The 18,440-nt window shown below is 64.9% G+C and carries 18 protein-coding genes; 7 read left to right on the top strand and 11 right to left on the bottom strand.

Annotated features, from left to right (window positions below; all coding sequences use genetic code 11):
* Positions 1-69 precede the first annotated feature (69 nt).
* The 5 genes from GGD65_RS20615 to ccmA all read right to left on the bottom strand — a co-directional run bounded on the left by GGD65_RS20615 (position 70) and on the right by ccmA (position 3,309).
* A complete protein-coding gene (locus GGD65_RS20615; protein ID WP_018318889.1) occupies positions 70-666 on the bottom strand; it encodes a DsbE family thiol:disulfide interchange protein in 597 nt (198 codons plus the stop codon).
* Entirely contained in the window at positions 663-845 is a 183-nt protein-coding gene (ccmD, locus tag GGD65_RS20610) for a heme exporter protein CcmD (protein WP_018318888.1), read from the bottom strand. Before ccmD ends, GGD65_RS20615 begins: the two co-directional genes overlap by 4 nt.
* Positions 842-1,636, bottom strand: coding sequence for a heme ABC transporter permease (locus tag GGD65_RS20605; RefSeq protein WP_183236451.1), 795 nt, complete (start codon positions 1,634-1,636; stop codon positions 842-844). Before GGD65_RS20605 ends, ccmD begins: the two co-directional genes overlap by 4 nt.
* Positions 1,637-1,727: 91 nt before the next feature.
* Positions 1,728-2,396 (bottom strand): heme exporter protein CcmB, encoded by a 669-nt coding sequence (gene ccmB / locus GGD65_RS20600; RefSeq protein WP_179732312.1) that lies wholly within the window; start codon positions 2,394-2,396, stop codon positions 1,728-1,730.
* A 310-nt stretch (positions 2,397-2,706) separates the two neighbouring features.
* Entirely contained in the window at positions 2,707-3,309 is a 603-nt protein-coding gene (gene ccmA / locus GGD65_RS20595) for a heme ABC exporter ATP-binding protein CcmA (protein WP_026202088.1), read from the bottom strand.
* Between the two features lie 238 nt (positions 3,310-3,547).
* Between ccmA and acnA the strand changes: the two genes are divergently transcribed.
* The 3 genes from acnA to GGD65_RS20580 all read left to right on the top strand — a co-directional run bounded on the left by acnA (position 3,548) and on the right by GGD65_RS20580 (position 8,262).
* Positions 3,548-6,268, top strand: a complete 2,721-nt coding sequence (gene acnA / locus GGD65_RS20590) for an aconitate hydratase AcnA (protein ID WP_183236450.1) — start codon at positions 3,548-3,550, stop codon at positions 6,266-6,268.
* Positions 6,269-6,502: 234 nt separating this feature from the next.
* A complete protein-coding gene (locus GGD65_RS20585) occupies positions 6,503-7,279 on the top strand; it encodes a thioredoxin family protein (RefSeq protein ID WP_179732308.1) in 777 nt (258 codons plus the stop codon).
* Between the two features lie 614 nt (positions 7,280-7,893).
* Positions 7,894-8,262, top strand: a complete 369-nt coding sequence (locus tag GGD65_RS20580) for a DUF2794 domain-containing protein (protein ID WP_018318882.1) — start codon at positions 7,894-7,896, stop codon at positions 8,260-8,262.
* 209 nt (positions 8,263-8,471) lie between these two features.
* Here the strand turns inward: GGD65_RS20580 and GGD65_RS20575 are convergent, their stop codons facing one another.
* From GGD65_RS20575 to GGD65_RS20560, 4 genes are all read right to left on the bottom strand, one after another.
* Positions 8,472-9,002, bottom strand: coding sequence for a GNAT family N-acetyltransferase (locus tag GGD65_RS20575; RefSeq protein ID WP_018318881.1), 531 nt, complete (start codon positions 9,000-9,002; stop codon positions 8,472-8,474).
* A 328-nt stretch (positions 9,003-9,330) separates the two neighbouring features.
* Positions 9,331-10,122, bottom strand: a complete 792-nt coding sequence (locus GGD65_RS20570; protein WP_018318880.1) for a Bax inhibitor-1/YccA family protein — start codon at positions 10,120-10,122, stop codon at positions 9,331-9,333.
* Between the two features lie 281 nt (positions 10,123-10,403).
* Positions 10,404-12,974, bottom strand: coding sequence for an ABC transporter permease (locus GGD65_RS20565; RefSeq protein ID WP_183236449.1), 2,571 nt, complete (start codon positions 12,972-12,974; stop codon positions 10,404-10,406).
* Complete coding sequence (locus GGD65_RS20560; RefSeq protein WP_018318878.1) at positions 12,971-13,690, bottom strand: ABC transporter ATP-binding protein; 720 nt, start codon at positions 13,688-13,690, stop codon at positions 12,971-12,973. Before GGD65_RS20560 ends, GGD65_RS20565 begins: the two co-directional genes overlap by 4 nt.
* A gap of 55 nt (positions 13,691-13,745) precedes the next feature.
* Between GGD65_RS20560 and GGD65_RS20555 the strand changes: the two genes are divergently transcribed.
* Positions 13,746-14,390: an arylesterase gene (locus tag GGD65_RS20555; protein ID WP_026202087.1), complete on the top strand. Its 645-nt coding sequence runs from the start codon at positions 13,746-13,748 to the stop codon at positions 14,388-14,390.
* Between the two features lie 174 nt (positions 14,391-14,564).
* Positions 14,565-15,101 (top strand): RNA 2',3'-cyclic phosphodiesterase, encoded by a 537-nt coding sequence (thpR, locus tag GGD65_RS20550; RefSeq protein WP_026202086.1) that lies wholly within the window; start codon positions 14,565-14,567, stop codon positions 15,099-15,101.
* Between the two features lie 19 nt (positions 15,102-15,120).
* Here thpR and GGD65_RS20545 read toward each other — a convergent pair whose 3' ends face one another.
* Together GGD65_RS20545 and GGD65_RS20540 are read right to left on the bottom strand one after the other, a co-directional pair.
* Complete coding sequence (locus GGD65_RS20545) at positions 15,121-15,525, bottom strand: type II toxin-antitoxin system VapC family toxin (protein WP_183232752.1); 405 nt, start codon at positions 15,523-15,525, stop codon at positions 15,121-15,123.
* Entirely contained in the window at positions 15,525-15,779 is a 255-nt protein-coding gene (locus GGD65_RS20540; RefSeq protein ID WP_018318874.1) for a type II toxin-antitoxin system VapB family antitoxin, read from the bottom strand. The genes GGD65_RS20545 and GGD65_RS20540 overlap by 1 nt, the downstream gene beginning before the upstream one ends.
* A gap of 159 nt (positions 15,780-15,938) precedes the next feature.
* Here GGD65_RS20540 and zapE point away from each other — a divergent pair, with 159 nt between their 5' ends.
* Both zapE and mdh read left to right on the top strand, forming a co-directional pair.
* Entirely contained in the window at positions 15,939-17,123 is a 1,185-nt protein-coding gene (gene zapE, locus GGD65_RS20535; RefSeq protein WP_018318873.1) for a cell division protein ZapE, read from the top strand.
* Positions 17,124-17,372: 249 nt separating this feature from the next.
* On the top strand, positions 17,373-18,341 hold the full coding sequence (mdh, locus tag GGD65_RS20530) for a malate dehydrogenase (RefSeq protein ID WP_008145224.1): 969 nt from the start codon (positions 17,373-17,375) through the stop codon (positions 18,339-18,341).
* Positions 18,342-18,440 lie beyond the last annotated feature (99 nt).

Below are 18,440 nucleotides of genomic sequence, written 5' to 3'. Positions count from 1 at the left end.
TCTCTGGAATACTGGATCGCCCGATCAAGTCGGGCGATGACAGTTGAGCGTGTGGCACGAGCGCGGCGCTCAGCTTCCCGCTGCCTTCAGCGCCTTCTCCATCTGGGGCAACAGCACCGTCCGCAGATTGTCCGGCGTGATCGGGCCGACCAGCTTGTAGACGATGGTGCCTTCGCGACCGACGACGAAGGTTTCGGGCACGCCATAGACGCCCCATTCGATCGAGGCACGGCCGTTGGCGTCGACGCCGACCCGGCTGAACGGGTTGCCGTAGCGCCCGAGGAAGCGGCGCGCGTTGTCGGCCGCGTCCTTGTAGTTGATGCCGACGAGCTGGAAGCGCTTGTCCTTGGCGAACTCGGTCAAAAGCGGCGCCTCGTCGTGGCACGGCACGCACCAGGACGCCCAGACATTGACCAGGCTGACCTTGCCCCTGAACGCGGCGGGGTCGAGGCCCGGCACCTGCGCGTTGTCGATCTGCAATCCCTCGAGCGGTGGCAGCGCCGTCTGCGGCGCCGGACGGCCGATCAGCGCGGAGGGAATTCGCGAGGGATCGCCGCTGCCGAGCCGGAACCAGAACAGCAGCGCAAGGCCGATGAACGCGATCAGCGGCAGCACCATCAGGAAAGTGCGGCGCTGCGGCGGTGCGGAGGTCGATCGTTCGCTCATGATGCGTCCATGGCGCTACGGCCGGAGCGGCGGGTGATGCCGCTGCGGTCGAGTTCGCGCAGGCGCTGCGTCTGGTTGCGATAATCGAGCACGATCCAGCCGATCAGGATCGCGACCACGAGGGCCGCTGCGGCATAGGATGTCACGATGAAGGATGCATAAGGGCCGAGCGACATCATCCTGCGGCCCCAATTTCTTTCGACGCGTTTTGTCCGCGCGCACCGGCGCCCATTTCGCCGGAGAACGCGACACGGCTTGCCTGCATCATTTGCAGGGAGCGGACACGGCGGCGCAGGATCTCGTTGCGCATCGCCGCCAGATGCAGCGTGACGAACAGCAGCGTGAAGGCGATCGCCATCACCAGCAGCGGAATCAGGAACGACTTGTCGAGCGCGGAGCCGCCCATGCGCATCACCGAGGCCGGCTGGTGCAGCGTGTTCCACCAGTCGACCGAGAACTTGATGATCGGCAGGTTGAGCGCGCCGACGAGGGTCAGCACCGCGGCGGCGCGTGCGGCGCGCGAGGGATCGTCGACCGCGCGCCACAGCGCCATCAGGCCGAGATACATCAGGAACAGGATCAGCACCGAAGTCAGCCGCGCATCCCATTCCCAATAGGTGCCCCACATCGGCCGGCCCCACAGCGAGCCCGTCAGCAGTGCGAGGAAGGTGAAGGCGGCGCCGATCGGCGCTGCGGCCTTGGCGGCGACGTCGGCGAGCGGATGCCGCCATACCAGCGTGCCCAGCGAGGCGATGCTCATCACGCCCCAGACGAACATCGACAGCCAGGCATTGGGGACGTGGATGAACATGATCTTCACGGTCGCGCCCTGCTGATAGTCGTCGGGCGCAAACGCGGCTTGATAGAGACCGATTGCAAGCAGCAGGACGGTCGCGGCCGCAAGCCACGGCAAGACCCGCGCTGTCAGCGTGAGGAACCGCGTGGGGTTGGCGAGGTCGATCAGCGTCATGGTACCCTGATAATCATCGGTGGCCGCTCAGGCAATCAGCACGAAAGCGAGGGACGAAAGTTGATCGGGGTCAAGGTCAATCGCGCGCATCTCAATCGAGCCCGTGCCGCAGGCTCGCTGCGGCTGCGAAGGGGCCGATCACGAGGCTGACCAGGGACAGCGCGCACAGGATCGAGAATGGTGCGCCGAACGTCATCGGGCCAACGATCACGGCCTGCGAGGCCGCCACCCCGAAGATCAGCACGGGAATCGACAGCGGCAGCACCAGCACCGCCATCAGCAGCCCGCCGCGGTGCAGCGTCACCGCCAGCGCCGCACCGATCATGCCGGTAAACGTCAGCGCCGGGGTGCCGGCCAGCAGCGTCAGCGCCACCGCGCCGGTCGCGACCATGTCGAGGTTGAGCAAGAGGCCGAGCACGGGGGTTGCGACAATCAGCGGCAGGCCGGCAGCCAGCCAATGCGCCAGCGCCTTGGCGGCGCAGGCGAGTTCCAGCGGCGTCCGGCTCATCGTGATCAGGTCGAGCGAGCCGTCCTCGTGGTCGGCCATGAACAGCCGGTCGAGGGTGAGCAGGCTCGCCAGCAGCGCGCCGAGCCAGAGGATGGCCGGCCCCAGCCGCGACAGCAGCGCCAAATCCGGCCCGACCGCGAACGGCATCAGCACCACCACGGTCAGGAAGAACAGCACGCCAATCAGCGCCCCGCCGCCAACGCGGAGCGCGATCCTGACGTCCCGGCGGACGAGGGCTGAGAGGGCGGTCATGGGGTGGCCCTTTCATGCCCCGAGGACGGTGCGCTCCCTCCCCCGCTTGCGGGGGAGGGTCGGGGAGAGGGTGTCTCGGCAACGAAGATTCCCCCAGAGGAAAGAACCCTCACCCGGCGCCATAGCCGATGCAAAGCATCGGCCTTTTTAAGGAATGGCGGCCAAGGGCCGCCTATGCCGACCTCTCCCGCAAGCGGGAGAGGCGAGGGAGCCCGCGGCGACGCCTGCTTCCCGGGTCCGAGATGGGCGAGTGAGGAGGGAACGGAGAGAGCGGGGCCCAGCCGCTCGGAAAGCTGAGGGTCGTGTCGCCTCACGCCACACCCCCGATCCGCAGCTGCCGCGATTCGATCCCCAATGGTGCATGGGTTGCCGCGACGATCAGGCCGCCGCGCGAAAGATGCTCGCGCATCAGGCCGCCGAACATGTCCTGTCCCGTCACGTCCAGCGCATTGGTCGGCTCATCCAGCAGCCAGATCGGGCGCCGCACGGTCAAAAGGCGCGCCAGCGACAGCCGGCGGCGCTGGCCGGCGGACAAAAAGCCGGCGGGCAGGTGGGTGGCATGCTCGAGCCCCACCGTGGCGAGGCTCTCGGCGAAGTCAGAACGCTCTCCCCCAAGGAAATCGGCCCAGAAAGTCAGGTTTTCCGCCACGCTGAGCGCCGGCTTCAGGGCATCGCGATGGCCGAGATAGTGGCACTGCTCGGGCAGCGTCAGCTCGGCATCGCCGCCCTCCAGCGCGATCTTACCGCCTGCCGGAACGAGCAGACCCGCGATCAGCCGCAGCAGCGAGGTCTTGCCCGACCCGTTGCGGCCGACGACCGCGACCGCTTCGCCGGCGACAGCCTCGAAATCGAGCCCGGCAAACACCTCGCGGCCGCCGCGCACGCAAACGACCCCGCGCCCGGACAGCTGCATCTTGCCTTGGTCCACCCCGCTCAAGCCGGGCCTCAGGAAAACTTGGGGTAGCGCATGGGAATTTTTGGCTCGCGAATGCTGCGGTACGATTGTGGCTGTGGCGGCGCGGTTAGAAAGCTTCTATAAGCCCGGAACTACTTGATGCAGCAACTCAACCTGCCCCTGCAAGCGGCCCAGCCTGATACGCTAACGGTGTTAAAATACCCTGCCGGGTATAACTAACAATTGGGATTCCTACATGACCTCGCTCGACAGCTTCAAATGCAAAAAGACCCTCAAGGTCGGCGCCAAGACCTATGTCTATTACAGCCTGCCCACGGCCGAGAAGAATGGTCTGAAGGGAATCTCGAAACTTCCCTATTCGATGAAGGTCCTGCTCGAGAACCTCCTGCGCAACGAGGACGGCCGCTCGGTCAAGAAAGAGGACATCGTCGCGGTCTCGAAATGGCTGCGCAAGAAGTCGCTGGAGCATGAGATCGCCTTCCGCCCGGCGCGCGTGCTGATGCAGGACTTCACCGGCGTGCCCGCGGTGGTCGACCTCGCCGCGATGCGCAACGCGATGCAGAAGCTTGGCGGTGACGCCGAGAAGATCAATCCGCTGGTGCCGGTCGATCTCGTCATCGACCATTCCGTGATCGTGAACTTCTTCGGCGACAACAAGGCCTTCGGCAAGAACGTCACCGAGGAATACAAGCAGAACCAGGAGCGCTACGAGTTCCTGAAATGGGGCCAGAAGGCGTTCTCGAACTTCTCGGTCGTGCCGCCCGGCACCGGCATCTGCCACCAGGTCAATCTCGAATATCTCTCCCAGACGGTTTGGACCAAGAAGGAGAAGATGACGGTCGGCAAGAAGACCGGCACCTTCGAGGTCGCCTATCCCGATTCGCTGGTCGGCACCGACTCCCACACCACCATGGTCAACGGGCTCGCCGTGCTCGGCTGGGGCGTCGGCGGCATCGAGGCGGAAGCCTGCATGCTCGGCCAGCCGCTGTCGATGCTGCTGCCCAACGTCGTCGGCTTCAAGCTGAAGGGCGCGATGAAGGAAGGCGTCACCGCGACCGACCTCGTGCTCACCGTGACGCAGATGCTGCGCAAGCTCGGCGTTGTCGGCAAGTTCGTCGAGTTCTTCGGCCCCGGCCTCGACAATCTCTCGGTTGCCGACAAGGCGACCATCGCCAACATGGCGCCCGAATATGGCGCGACCTGCGGCTTCTTCCCGGTTGACGCCGCCGCGATCGACTATCTCAAGACCTCCGGCCGTGCGGCGCCGCGCGTCGCGCTGGTGCAGACCTATGCCAAGGCGCAGGGGCTGTTCCGCACCGCCAAGTCGGCCGATCCGGTGTTCACGGAGACGCTGACGCTCGATCTCGCCGACGTCGTGCCGTCGATGGCCGGTCCGAAGCGTCCCGAAGGCCGCATCGCGCTGCCGTCGGTCGCCGAAGGCTTCTCGCTCGCTCTCGGCACCGAGTACAAGAAGGCAGAGGAGCCCAGCAAGCGCTTCGCCGTCGAAGGCAAGGACTTCGAGATCGGCCATGGCGACGTCGTGATCGCCGCCATCACCTCCTGCACCAACACCTCGAACCCGAGCGTGCTGATCGGCGCCGGCCTGCTGGCCCGTAACGCCGCCGCGAAGGGCCTGAAAGCAAAACCGTGGGTGAAGACCTCGCTCGCGCCGGGCAGCCAGGTCGTCGCCGGCTATCTCGCCGATTCCGGTCTGCAGAAGGATCTCGACAAGGTCGGCTTCAACCTGGTCGGCTTCGGCTGCACCACCTGCATCGGCAATTCGGGTCCGCTGCCCGAGGAGATCTCGAAGTCGATCAACGACAACGGCATCGTCGCCGCGGCCGTGCTCTCAGGTAACCGCAACTTCGAAGGCCGCGTCTCGCCCGACGTGCAGGCGAACTATCTGGCCTCGCCGCCGCTGGTGGTCGCGCACGCGCTCGCGGGCAGCGTCACCAAGAACCTCGCCGTCGAGCCGCTCGGCGAGGGCAAGGACGGCAAGCCGGTGTACCTCAAGGACATCTGGCCGACGACCAAGGAGATCAACGCCTTCATGAAGAAGTTCGTGACCGCGTCGATCTTCAAGAAGAAGTATGCCGACGTGTTCAAGGGCGACACCAACTGGCGCAAGATCAAGACCGTCGAGAGCGAGACCTATCGCTGGAACATGTCTTCGACCTATGTGCAGAACCCGCCTTATTTCGACGGCATGAAGAAGGAGCCGGAGCCGGTCACCGACATCGTCGAGGCCCGCATCCTCGCCATGTTCGGCGACAAGATCACCACCGACCACATCTCGCCGGCCGGTTCGATCAAGCTTACCTCTCCGGCTGGAAAATATCTCAGCGAGCACCAGGTGCGTCCCGCCGACTTCAACCAGTACGGCACGCGCCGCGGCAATCATGAAGTGATGATGCGCGGCACCTTCGCCAACATCCGCATCAAGAACTTCATGTTGAAGGGCGCGGATGGAAATATCCCTGAGGGCGGCCTGACCAAGCACTGGCCCGACGGTGAGCAGATGTCGATCTACGACGCCGCGATGAAGTACCAGCAGGAGCAGGTGCCGCTGGTGGTGTTCGCCGGCGCCGAATACGGCAACGGCTCCTCGCGCGACTGGGCCGCCAAGGGCACGCGCCTGCTCGGCGTGCGCGCCGTGATCTGCCAGAGCTTCGAGCGCATCCATCGCTCCAACCTGGTCGGCATGGGCGTGCTGCCGCTGACCTTCGAGGAGGGCACCTCCTGGTCGTCGCTCGGCCTGAAGGGCGACGAGAAGGTCACGCTGCGTGGCCTCGTCGGCGATCTCAAGCCGCGCCAGAAGCTGACCGCGGAGATCGTCTCCGGCGACGGTTCGCTGCAGCGCGTTTCGCTGCTCTGCCGCATCGATACGCTGGACGAGCTCGACTACTACCGGAACGGCGGTATCCTGCACTACGTGCTGCGCAAGCTCGCGGCCTAAGCGCGAATTTGTGAACGGTGGCTCACCGCGACGTGAGTAGAAGGTTAAACGAAGGCGGCCTATCACAAGGCCGCCTTCGTGCGTTTGCGGCATGCTCCAGATGGGCCCGCCCGGCGGAAAACCTCCTTTCGGACGGTTGGCCTGGGCGGTCGGGTGTGTCGCGCCCCGTAAGACTACGGTGACCATCCGGCGATAAGTTCTCCTTCCCACGAGCAATGGTGTGCGGCGTTCGACATGACAACAATGACGGCTTCTCATCTGGTTTCACGTTGGTCCGGTGCTCTCTGGTCGGGAGCTCTCGGCATCTGTGCGATCGTCGCCGTCATCCGTCCTGCCGAAGCCGATCCCCGCGCCGTTGTCGAATTGTTTACCTCGCAGGGCTGCTCCTCCTGCCCGCCCGCCGACCAGATCATCGGCGATCTCTCCAAAGACCCGTCGATCATCGCGCTGAGCATGCCGATCGACTATTGGGACTATCTGGGTTGGAAGGACACGCTGGCGGATTCGCGCTTCTCTGCACGGCAGCGTGCTTATTCGCGCATGCGCGGTGATCGCGAGGTCTACACGCCGCAGGTTGTGGTCAACGGCTCCACCCATGTCATCGGCAGCGATCGTGCCGGCATCGAGAGCGCGATCGGCAAGACCGACAAGGGCACGGGCGTGATGAGCGTGCCGGTGACGATGTCGCTCGCGGGCAAGCAGATCAACGTATCGGTGGCGGCGAGCAACGAGCCGGCCGTCTCGCATGGCGAGGTCTGGATCTGTTCGATCGCCAAGTCAGTCCCGATCGCAATCACCCGAGGCGAGAATCGCGGACAGCAGGTCACCTATCACAACGTGGTGCGCAACCTGCTCAAGGTCGGTGACTGGACCGGGCGTTCGGAAAGCTGGACGGTGCCGATCGAGAACCTCACGCGCGACGGCGTCGACGGCGCGGTGGTCTATGTCCAGGACGGCAGCCGCGAGAAGCCCGGCACGATGCTGGGTGCGGCCTACACGTCGCTGCACTGATTTCAATTCTCTAGCGTCGTACTCACTGCCACCCTCATGGTGAGGAGCGCGATCTTGCGCGCGTCTACCGGACGATGCTTCGCATCGCCGTGAGAACCATGCAGGCCCCGCTCACGCAGCTCGGCCTCGATCCTTCGAGACGACGCGCGAAGGGCGCGCGGCTCCTCAGGATGAGGGGAGAGACTGTTGGCGCTGATGAAAGGAGAATTTCGCCGGGGCAGAAACATCCCGACACAAACAAAAAAGGACCAACTTGCGTTGGCCCTCCTTGTCGCGCGTACAGACCCGATCCTGTTCGACCCCGGGGGGCTGGGGGCTGAGGAATCCGGAACCGAAAGGACCGGGTCAACGCACGTGAGTCTTTTCGCAATGCAGGGCGGCAGTCGCTAGGCGGAAAAGCGGCGAGAGTATGATTCCTGCTAACGATCCCGTGACGGTTTGCCGCGAGGGAGTTCCACCATAGCGTGTGCCCCGATTCGTAACCGATTCGACCGGTTGAATCAGGAGCCCCTTGCGGCGGTGGCCGGTTGGCGCAATCATGCAGCTGTCATGATCCAGGTTCCGGGGACGGTCTTCGCGGATTCGGGTCATGCCGTGCGATGAGGAAGCGCTCCATGAGTCTGTCGGAGGATGCCGATCCGAGCGAGCAGCGCGCGGCGGCCCGCCCCGCCGCGGCGGCGACGCAACTGAGCCGGGTGACGTTCAACCGGCTCGAGCTGCATCGTATTCTCAATCTCTACGGCCGCATGGTCGCCGACGGCGAATGGCGCGATTATGCCATCGACTTCCTGAGGGATCGCGCCGTGTTCTCGGTCTATCGCCGTGCCTCGGAAGTGCCGATCTATCGCATCGAGAAGGATCCGCGGCTGGCGCGCAAGCAGGGCATGTACAGCGTGATCTCGGCGACCGGCCTGATCCTGCGCCGCGGCCACGAGCTGGAGCGCGTGCTGCTGGTGATCGATCGGAAGCTGGCGGTGGTGTAGCCACATAGACGGTGCCGTAGGGTGGGCAAAGGCGCGATAGCGCCGTGCCCACGTCCTTTCTCTATCGCCACGAATCGTGGGCACGCTTCGCTTTGCCCACCCTACGACAGCAGTGATGTGGCGAATTCTTCGTAGCCCAGATGAGCGCAGCGACATCCGGGTTTTGTCTCGCGGTGGTCCCGGGTGTCGCTTTGCCCACCCTACGAGACCTACTTTGTCGGCACCGTCTTCGCGCCCTCGCCGAGGTCGCGCTGCATCATCACCGTATCCAGCCAGCGGCCGAATTTCAGCCCGACATTGGGATGCGTGCCGATCATCTTGAAGCCGCCCTTGGTGTGCACGCCGATCGAGCCGGCATTGGCGGAATCGCCGATCACCGCGATCATCTGGCGGAAGCCGCGCGCCTCGCATTCGGCGACCAGCCGCTCCAGCAGCTTTGATCCGACACCGCGGCGGTGGAAGGAGGGATCGAGATAGATCGAGTTCTCGACCGTGAAGCGGTAAGCCGGGCGCGGGCGGTAGGCGCCGGCATAGGCATAGCCGGCCACGCGGCCGTCGAGGATAGCGACGAAATAGGGATAGCCGCCGTCGACCAGCGCGCGATAACGGCGCGTCATCTCCACGAGGTCGGGCGGCTCCAGCTCGAACGTCGCGGTGCCCTCGCGGACGGCCTGCTGGTAGATGGCGGTGATGGCGGGAAGGTCGGCCTCCGTTGTAGGCCTGATTTCAGGTGCGGACATGGCGGCAAGATTAGAGCCTTCCCGCTTCCGCTGAAAGGGGCAACGATGTTGCCCCACCCGTCATTGCGAACGCATCGAAGCAATCCAGAAATGCATCTGCGGAGGGACTCTGGATTGCTTCGCTGCGCGAGCAATGACGAGGAGGAAGAGGCGGCACTCGTGGCCTTGTAGCCCGGATGGAGGGAAGCGTAATCCGGGGCCGCCTTATCCGCGGAAAGGACTGTCCCGGATTGCGCTGCGCTCCATCCGGGCTACAAGCGCCACCCACCCCCCAAACAAAAACCCCGGCCTTTCGGCCGGGGTTCCTATCCGTTCCTCGTCGTTGCGCTTAGTCGCGCTGACCGAGGAGCTGCAGCAGCAGCGTGAACAGGTTGATGAAGTTCAGGTACAGCGACAGCGCGCCGGTGATGGCCGCACGCTCTGCGATGTCACCGCCGGCCGAAGCGTAGCCGTAGATGTAGTCGTTCTTCAGCCGCTGGGTATCCCAGGCGGTGAGGCCCGCGAACACCAGCACGCCGACCACCGACACGATGAACTGCAGCATCGAGCTCGCCAGGAACAGATTCACCAGGCTCGCGATGATGATGCCGATCAGGCCCATGAACAGGAACGAGCCCATGCCGGTCAGGTCACGCTTGGTGGTGTAGCCGTAGAGGCTCAGCGCACCGAAGGTGGCCGCAGTGATGAAGAACACCCGCACGATCGAGGTGTGCGTGAACACCAGGAAGATCGACGACAGCGAGATGCCCATCAGCGCCGCGAACACCCAGAACAGGATCTGGGCGGTCGAGGGAGCGAGACGGTTGATGCCCGCCGAGATCACGAACACCATGGCGAGCGGCGCGAGCATGAACAGCCATTTCAGCGGGCTGACGAACATCGCGTAGCCGAACGGGGTCAGGAACAGCTTGCCGACGCGGACGGATTCCGCCGTCGGAACGTCGGTCACGGCAGCCATGTAGACGCCGAGCGCGGCAAGGCCGGTGATGGCGAGGCCAATGCTCATGTAGTTGTAGATGCGCAGCATATAGGCGCGCAGGCCGGCATCGACCGTCGCGGCGTCAACACGCCCGGCGGCCCTGCCGAAAGGAGAAGCGTAGTTACGGTCTAGGTCCGACATGGTCGAATTCCCGTTGGTTGGTCCGGTCCGGCACGAGGGTCGCCATGCCGCCGGTTCGTCAAACTCTATCTCGGATACCGACGCCAACCGACTAAATTTTGGCTAACAATCGGGGCTCCGAACCCATTCGATATGTGGGAAACTAACACATTAGCTGCAACCTTCCACGCGCGGCTGAATGTCGCCCTTGGCGGCAATCCTGACGCGAACCTGACGGGCAGTCGTGGTTAATCGCAGAAATCGTGCGATTCTGCTCTCGTGCAGCCATCCGCTACATTTTGTCACAAATTCCGCAACACCGTGGCGGGCTTTTTGTTCAACGCCAGCAGCGTGCCCGCGAGCCCGAGTCCGACCGTGACGACGAGCGCGGCCGCGACCACGCCGGCCGCGCTGCCGGCCTGCCAGACGAAGCTCAGCGTCATCAGCCGCGTCACGATCATCCAGGCCGCGATGCTGCCGGAGATCACCCCGAACACCGCGGTCGCGAGCCCGATCAGGAGGTATTCCAGCGCATAGGCCCCGAGCAGCCGCAGCCGCGTCGCGCCCAGCGTCTTCAGGATCACCGCATCGTAGACCCGGTGGCGATGGCCGGCGGCGAGTGCGCCGCCGAGCACCAGGATCGCCGAGATCAGGGTTACGGCGCTGGCGCCGCTGATCGCCAGCGCCAGATTGGTCACGACAGAGCCGACCGTCTCCATCACCTCGCGCACGCGCACGCTCGTCACCATCGGATAGGCGTCGGCGACCTGCTTGATGATCTTGCCGTCGCCTGCCGCGGTTCCGGCCGTTTCCGTCAGCGTCGCGATGTGGGTGTGAGGGGCGCCCTTGAAGGCGTTCGGCGAGAATACGAGAACGAAGTTGATGCCCATCCCCTGCCAGTCGATGGTGCGCAGATTGCCGATTTTGGCCGGGATGTCGCGGCCGAGCACGTTGACCACGACCTGGTCGCCGAGCTTGAGGCCGAGCCCGTCGGCGATCTTCTTCTCCATCGAGACCAGCGGCGGGCCGGAATAATCGGCGCTCCACCATTCGCCCTCGACCACCTTGGAGCCTTTCGGCAGCTCGCCGGTATAGGTCAGGCCGCGGTCGCTCTGCAGCACCCACTCCGAATCGGTGGTTGGCTTGAGCTCCTCGGCGCGCACGCCGCGCGCGGCGACGATGCGCCCGCGCAGCATCGGCACGTCTTCGACCGTCGCGCCCGGCGCAATCCGGCGCAGATAACCGTCGAACTGCTCGGCCTGCGTGCTCGGGATGTCGATGAAGAAGAAGGACGGCGCGCGGTCGGGCAGGGCTGCGAGGAACTGCCGGCGCAGATTGCCGTCGATCTGGGTGATGGTGACGAGCACGGCGAGCCCGAGCCCCAGCGACAGCACCACCGAGGGCGTCAGCGCGCCCGGCCGGTGGATGTTGGCGATCGCCAGCCGCAGCATCGGCAGCCGCGTCCGCGGCAGCCGCCGCGCGATGGCCATCAGCAGGGCGGCGATGCCGCGCAGCAGGGCGAACACGACGACCGAGGAGGCCACGAACACCGCCGCGATGCGCTTGTCGAACGACAGTCCGATCACGACCGCGATCAGCAGCGCGATCACCACGCCCATGAACACGAGATAGCTCGCGCGCGGCCGATGCCATTCCGAGCTGATGGTGTCGCGGAACAGCGCGGCCACTGGCACGTCATGGACGCGCCCGAGCGGCCACAGGCCGAAGGCGAGCGCGGTCAGGAGGCCGTAGACGAAGGACAGCGCGAGCTCGTCGGCATGCACGGCCGGCACCACCGGCAGCGGCAGCAGCTTGCCGAACAGGCCGACGATCGCGAATGGCATGGCGGCACCGAGCGCAAGGCCGATGATCGAGCCGATGCCTGCGAGCAGGAGAACCTGCGCCAGATAGATCCCGAACACGTCGCGACCGGTGGCGCCGACGGCCTTGAGGGCCGCGATCACTTCGAGCCGGCGGTCGATATGGCTCTTCACGGCATTGGCGACGCCGACCCCGCCGACCAGCAGCGCGGCGAGGCCGACCAGCGTCAGGAATTGCGTGAATCGGTTGATGTTGCGTTCGAGCTGCGGCGAGGCGTTGGAGCGGCTGCGGATTTCCCAGCCGGCCTGCGGCGCGGCGCTCCGCGCGTCCGCGATAAAGGCTTCGGTGGCGCGCTCGTTGTTCGCCGTATCGGGCAGCTTCACCCGGTAGACCCAGCGCACCAGGCTGCCGGGCTGGATCAGGCCGGTGGCGCGCAGGCCCGCCTCGCTGATCAGGAAGCGCGGGCCGAAGCCGATGCCGCCGGCGAGCTTGTCGGGCTCGGCCTCGACGGTCGAGCGGATCTGGAAGGTCGCAGAGCCAATGGTGACGCGGTCGCCGGTCTTGAGCGAGAGCCGCGCCAGCAGCGTCGGATCGGCGGCGGCGCCGAACGCGCCGTCGCGCATCGCAAGGACCTCGGACATCGGCAGCTGTGGCGCCAGCGTCAGCTGTCCCAGCATCGGATAGGTGTCGTCGACCGCCTTCATCTCGACCAGTGCGAGCTGGCCATCGGCCGCGCGCGCCATGCCGCGCAAGGTCGCGGCGGTCGAGACCGTGCCGCGTGAGCGCAGGAAGGCGACCTCTTCAGGTTTGGCTTCGCGCTGGAACAGCACGAAGGAGACGTCGCCGCCGAGCAGCGTGCGGCCCTCGCGGGCCAAGCCGTCGGAGAGGCTCGCCGACACCGAGCCGACGCCGGCGATCGCCATCACGCCGAGCGCGATGCAGGCGATGAAGACATAGAAACCGCGCAGGCCGCCGCGCAATTCGCGCAGCGCGTAACGCAGGGACAGCGCGATGCCGTTTGGCTTCGCGAACGGTTGGGCCGAGGCGCTCATGCCGGCGCAGACTGCGTGTCGATGCGGCCCGAGCGCAGCCGGATCACGCGGTCGCAGCGATGCGCGAGCGAGGAATCGTGCGTGACCAGTACCAGGGTCATGCCGCGCTCGGCGTGCTTGCTGAACAGGAGATCGACGATCTGCTTTCCGGTGGCCTCGTCGAGATTGCCGGTCGGCTCGTCCGCGACCAGGATGGCGGGATCGGGCGCCAGCGCGCGGGCGAGTGCGACGCGCTGCTGCTCGCCGCCGGAGAGCTGGGTCGGATAATGATGCAGGCGGTCGCCGAGCCCGACCGATTGCAGCTCCTGCGCCGCGCGCGTTGCGGCATCGGGATTGCCGGCGAGCTCCAGCGGCACCGCGACGTTCTCCAGCGCCGTCATGGTCGGGATCAGATGAAAGGACTGGAAGACGATGCCGACCTGGCGGCCGCGGAAGCGGGCCAGCGCGTCCTCGTCGAGGGCATTGAAAGGCGTGCCCGATACCACCACCTCTCCACTATCAGGACGCTCCAGCCCCGCCATCACCATCAGCAGCGTGGATTTGCCCGAGCCTGACGGGCCGATCAGGCCGATCGTCTCGCCCGAGGCGACCCGCAGGCTGATATCCTTGAGGATGTGAACGCGTGCCGCGCCCGTGCCCAATGAGAGATTGACGTTGGAGATGGCGATGGTGTCCGCGGCAGCGGTGAGCGACGAGGGTTCGATGCGAGTGTCCATGGTCCGGTCATATGGCAACTCCGATGGCGCGGTCGAGAGGCGTTACGGATTGTTCATGCACATAGCCGTGTTGATGCTCGGTTTGATGACGATCGCGACAACGCCGTCGTTGCAGGCCCAGCCGGCGGCCAAACCGATCAAGCTGGTCGTCCTCGGCGATTCCCTGAGTGCGGGCCTCGGCCTCTCGGCCCAGGATTCGTTCCCGGCCAAGCTCAAAAAATCCTTGCAGGACAAAGGTATAGAGGTCGACATGACCAACGCCGGCGTTTCCGGCGACACCTCTTCGGGCGGCCGTGACCGGCTCGACTGGTCGGTCCCCGACGGAACCGACGGCGTCATCGTCGAGCTCGGCGCCAACGACGCCCTGCGCGGCGTCGATCCCGATTTGACGCGCGCCGCGCTCACCGACATCGTCCAGCGGCTGAAGGCGCGCAAGATTGCGGTGATGCTGTGCGGCATGCTGGCGCCGCCGAATTACGGCGCCGACTATGCCGCGCGCTTCAATTCGATTTATCCGGATCTGGCGAAGAAATTCGACGTGCCGCTCTATCCGTTCTTTCTCGAGGGCGTTGCGGCCGACGCGAAGCTCAACCAGGCCGACGGCATTCATCCGACTGCGGCCGGCGTCGACATCATCGTCGGCAACATCATGCCCACCGTGGAGGCATTCCTTGGCACCATCGCTGAGCAACGGCGTTGAAAAGCGGGCAGCGCCAACCGTCATACCCAGGGTTTTACCGGGGTGAGGCGCGCGATGCTTCGCAGAGTCACACAACTGCGATAGGAATCAGGGTACCGGTGATTCGTCACCGGCTCTAAAATTTGGATATGGTCTGTCCCTCGGATCATGCCCAAGCATCGGGAGTGCGAAACGATGCCGCGTTTGTTCACTGGTCTGGAAATCCCGGCCGAAGTCAGCCAGACGCTTTCCAATTTGCGGGGTGGCCTTCCCGGCGCCCGCTGGATCGATCCCGAAAATTATCACGTCACCCTGCGCTTCATCGGCGATATCGACGGCCTGTCCGCCAACGAGATCGCATCGATGCTGTTTCGCGTCGATCGCAAGCCCTTCGAGGTGAAGGTGCAGGGGCTGACGAGCTTCGGCGGCCGCAAGCCGAGAGCAGTCGTTGCGACGATCGCGCCGAGCAGGCCGCTGATGGAATTGCAGGCCGAGCTCGAGCGCATGATGCAGCGGATCGGTCTCAACCCTGAAGGCCGCAAGTTCATCCCGCATGTCACGCTCGCCCGGCTGCACGATGCCTCCGATCGCGACGTCGCCGACTATCTCTCGCTGCGTGGCTACTTCCCGAGCAAGGCGTTCATGGCGGAGCGGTTTGTGCTGTTCTCGTCGCGCGCCTCCACTGGCGGCGGGCCGTATGTGGTCGAGGACGCCTACGAGCTGTGTGAGTAGGCTCCCAAACTCGGCGGCGTTACCGCAGCGGCGCAGCGCCTGCTCGACTGATGTCGGTCTTTGCGAAGTCTTCGCCTTTGAAAAGCAAAGGTTCGCCGCGAGTCATAGCCAGCGCGTAAGAGAGGCAATCGCCGTAGTTGAGCGACGCGGCGTGACGCCCCTTGCCGTAGCGCCGCCAGGCGCGCCGTGCGGCATCGACTTGCACGGCATCGACCGCGACGATCTCTGCACCGAGCTTGACGAGCCAGAGATCGAACTCACGCCCGCCTGAATCGCCCAGCCGGGTTTCGATCACCATCGTTGCTTCAAGCACCGTGGCTGCAGAGATCAGGCGGATCGGATCATCCACAATCAGTCGCTCAATATCGGCTGCATCGTCTTCGTTGAGCGCGATTGCCACGATCGCCGATGTGTCGATCACCATCAGCGTGGCAATCCATGCTCGTCGTATCCGAGAATTTCCTCAGGCGTGCGGTCGTCCACGACGCGCATTTCGCTCCAGCGACGCCTGATCTCGGCCATGTCTTCCAGTAGCGCGTCTTTGCGCGTTTGACCCCCGAGCCGACGCAGCCGCTCCTCTATGGCGCGCTTGGTCGCGGTCGTGATGTTCTCGCCAGTCAGTTGCGCGAGACTCCGTGCCAACCGCTCGGTTTCGGGGTCCTTGATGCTCAGGGCCATATGAGGATCCTTAGTTCCTAAATAGGTATATTCTACCTAAATGGGGTGTAATAGGCTAGGAGGGCGTCAAGGTCGGCGATCTCCTCTGAAAATCAAGCGCATAAGCCGTTGCGCCAATACGCGGTTGCAATTTCCGCCGGTCTCTGGCGGTAAAGGGCCATGCTCTCGACCCCCAGTTCCCCCTTCAGCGAAGCCTATCAGGCCCAGATCGCCTCCGGCGCGATCGAGCCCGATGCTGCGCAGGCCGAGGTTGCCGAAGCCTATGCGGCGCTCGACCTGCGGCTCGCGGACTACAAGCCGCAGCGCAAGCAGGGCCTGCTCGCCCGCCTGTTCAGCAGTGACAAGGATGAGGCGCCGCGCGGGCTCTACATCCATGGCGAGGTCGGCCGCGGCAAGACCATGCTGATGGATCTGTTCTTCCAGCACGCCTCGGTCGAGCACAAGCGGCGGGCGCATTTCCACGAATTCATGGCCGACGTGCATGAGCGCATCTACGATTATCGCCAGAGCATCGCGCGCGGCGAGATCGCCGACAGCGACGTCATCGCGCTGACCGCGAATGCGATCTTCGAGGAGAGCTGGCTGCTCTGCTTCGACGAATTCCACGTCACCGACATCGCGGATGCGATGATCCTCGGACGCCTGTTCGCCAAATTGTTCGAGCTCGGCACCGTCGTGGTCGCGACCTCCAACGTCGCGCCTGATGATCTCTACAAGGGCGGCTTGAACCGGTCGCTGTTCCTGCCCTTCATCAAGCAGATCACCGACCACATGGACGTCGCGCGGCTCGATGCGCGCACCGACTTCCGGTTGGAAAAACTTCAGGGCGTGCCGATGTGGCTGACGCCGGCGGACGCTGATGCGGACGCGGCGCTCGACCGCGCCTGGTCGCGGATGTCGGGCAGCGCCAAATGCAAGTCGCGCGATATTTCGATCAAGGGCCGCATCCTGCACGTGCCGTGCTCGGCCCATGGCGTGGCGCGGTTCTCGTTTGCCGATCTCTGCGAGAAGCCGCTGGGCGCATCCGACTACCTCAGGCTGGCGCACGACTATCACACCATCCTGGTCGACCATATTCCAGTGATGGACCAGTCCCAGCGCAACGCCGCCAAGCGCTTCATCACGCTGATCGACGCGCTCTATGACAATGCCGTGAAGCTGATGGCCTCGGCCGATGCCAACCCGATTTCGCTCTACCTGGCCCATGAGGGCGTTGAGGCCATGGAGTTCAAGCGGACGGCGTCGCGCCTGATCGAGATGAGCTCGGAATCCTATCTGGCGCTGGCTCACGGCCGCAAGGATTCCACCGCAAGCGGCTCCACCAAGGGGCTGGTGGAGACTTAAGTCCTATTTCGCTAGCGCTGTCATTCCGGGGCGCGCACCAGCGCGCACCCGGAATCTCGCGCTACCATTTCGAAATTCCGGGTTCGCCCGCGCAATGGCGCGGGTGCCCCGGAATGAAGGCTTTAGGTCTGCGGGTTGGAATCGCGCCAAGCCCGACAATTGGGCATCCGGCGACTTGAACGGGGGAGGCGAAAGGGATAACCACCCTCTCAGTTTTCCCCACCTTACGTGTCTAAAGGACAGGCTCACATGGCGCGCGACAAGATTGCTTTGATTGGCTCCGGTCAGATCGGCGGAACGCTGGCTCATCTCATCGGCCTGAAGGAGCTGGGCGACGTGGTGATGTTCGACATCGCCGAAGGCGTGCCGCAGGGCAAGGCGCTCGACATCGCGCAGTCCTCGCCGGTCGACGGCTTTGACGCGCACTACACCGGCGCGAACTCCTACGAGGCGCTCGACAACGCCAAGGTCTGCATCGTCACCGCCGGCGTGCCGCGCAAGCCCGGCATGAGCCGCGACGATCTTCTCTCCATCAACCTCAAGGTCATGGAGCAGGTCGGCGCCGGCATCAAGAAGTACGCCCCCGACGCCTTCGTCATCTGCATCACCAACCCGCTCGACGCGATGGTCTGGGCGCTGCAGAAGGCTTCGGGCCTGCCGCACAAGAAGGTCGTCGGCATGGCCGGCGTGCTGGATTCGGCCCGCTTCCGCTACTTCCTGGCCGACGAGTTCAACGTCTCGGTCGAGGACGTCACCGCCTTCGTGCTCGGTGGCCATGGCGACACCATGGTGCCGCTGGTGAAGTACTCCACCGTCGCCGGCATTCCGCTGCCCGACCTCGTCAAGATGGGCTGGACCTCGCAGGCGCGCCTCGACGAGATCGTCGACCGCACCCGCAACGGCGGCGCCGAGATCGTCAACCTGCTCAAGACCGGCTCGGCCTTCTATGCGCCTGCCGCGTCCGCGATCGCGATGGCCGAGAGCTATCTGCGTGACAAGAAGCGCGTGCTGCCCTCGGCCGCGTACCTGAACGGCGAATACGGCGTGAAGGACATGTATGTCGGCGTGCCCGTCGTGATCGGCTCCAAGGGCGTCGAGCGCGTCGTCGAGATCGAGCTCGCCGGCAAGGACCGCGAGGCCTTCGACAAGTCGGTCGGCGCGGTGCAGGGCCTGGTCGACGCCTGCAAGAAGATCGCCCCCGATCTTCTCGGCCGCTAAGAGCCAAACACTTCCCGCCGAAGTCCGAAAACCGGTCTTCGGCGGTTTCATTTCCGGGGCCCGGTTGTCGGGACAGGTTCCGGGTCAGCAGTCCAGAGA

It is taken from the genome of Bradyrhizobium sp. CIR18 (assembly GCF_014198295.1).
Lineage (GTDB): Bacteria > Pseudomonadota > Alphaproteobacteria > Rhizobiales > Xanthobacteraceae > Bradyrhizobium.
This window is presented reverse-complemented; position numbering and strand designations above follow the sequence as displayed.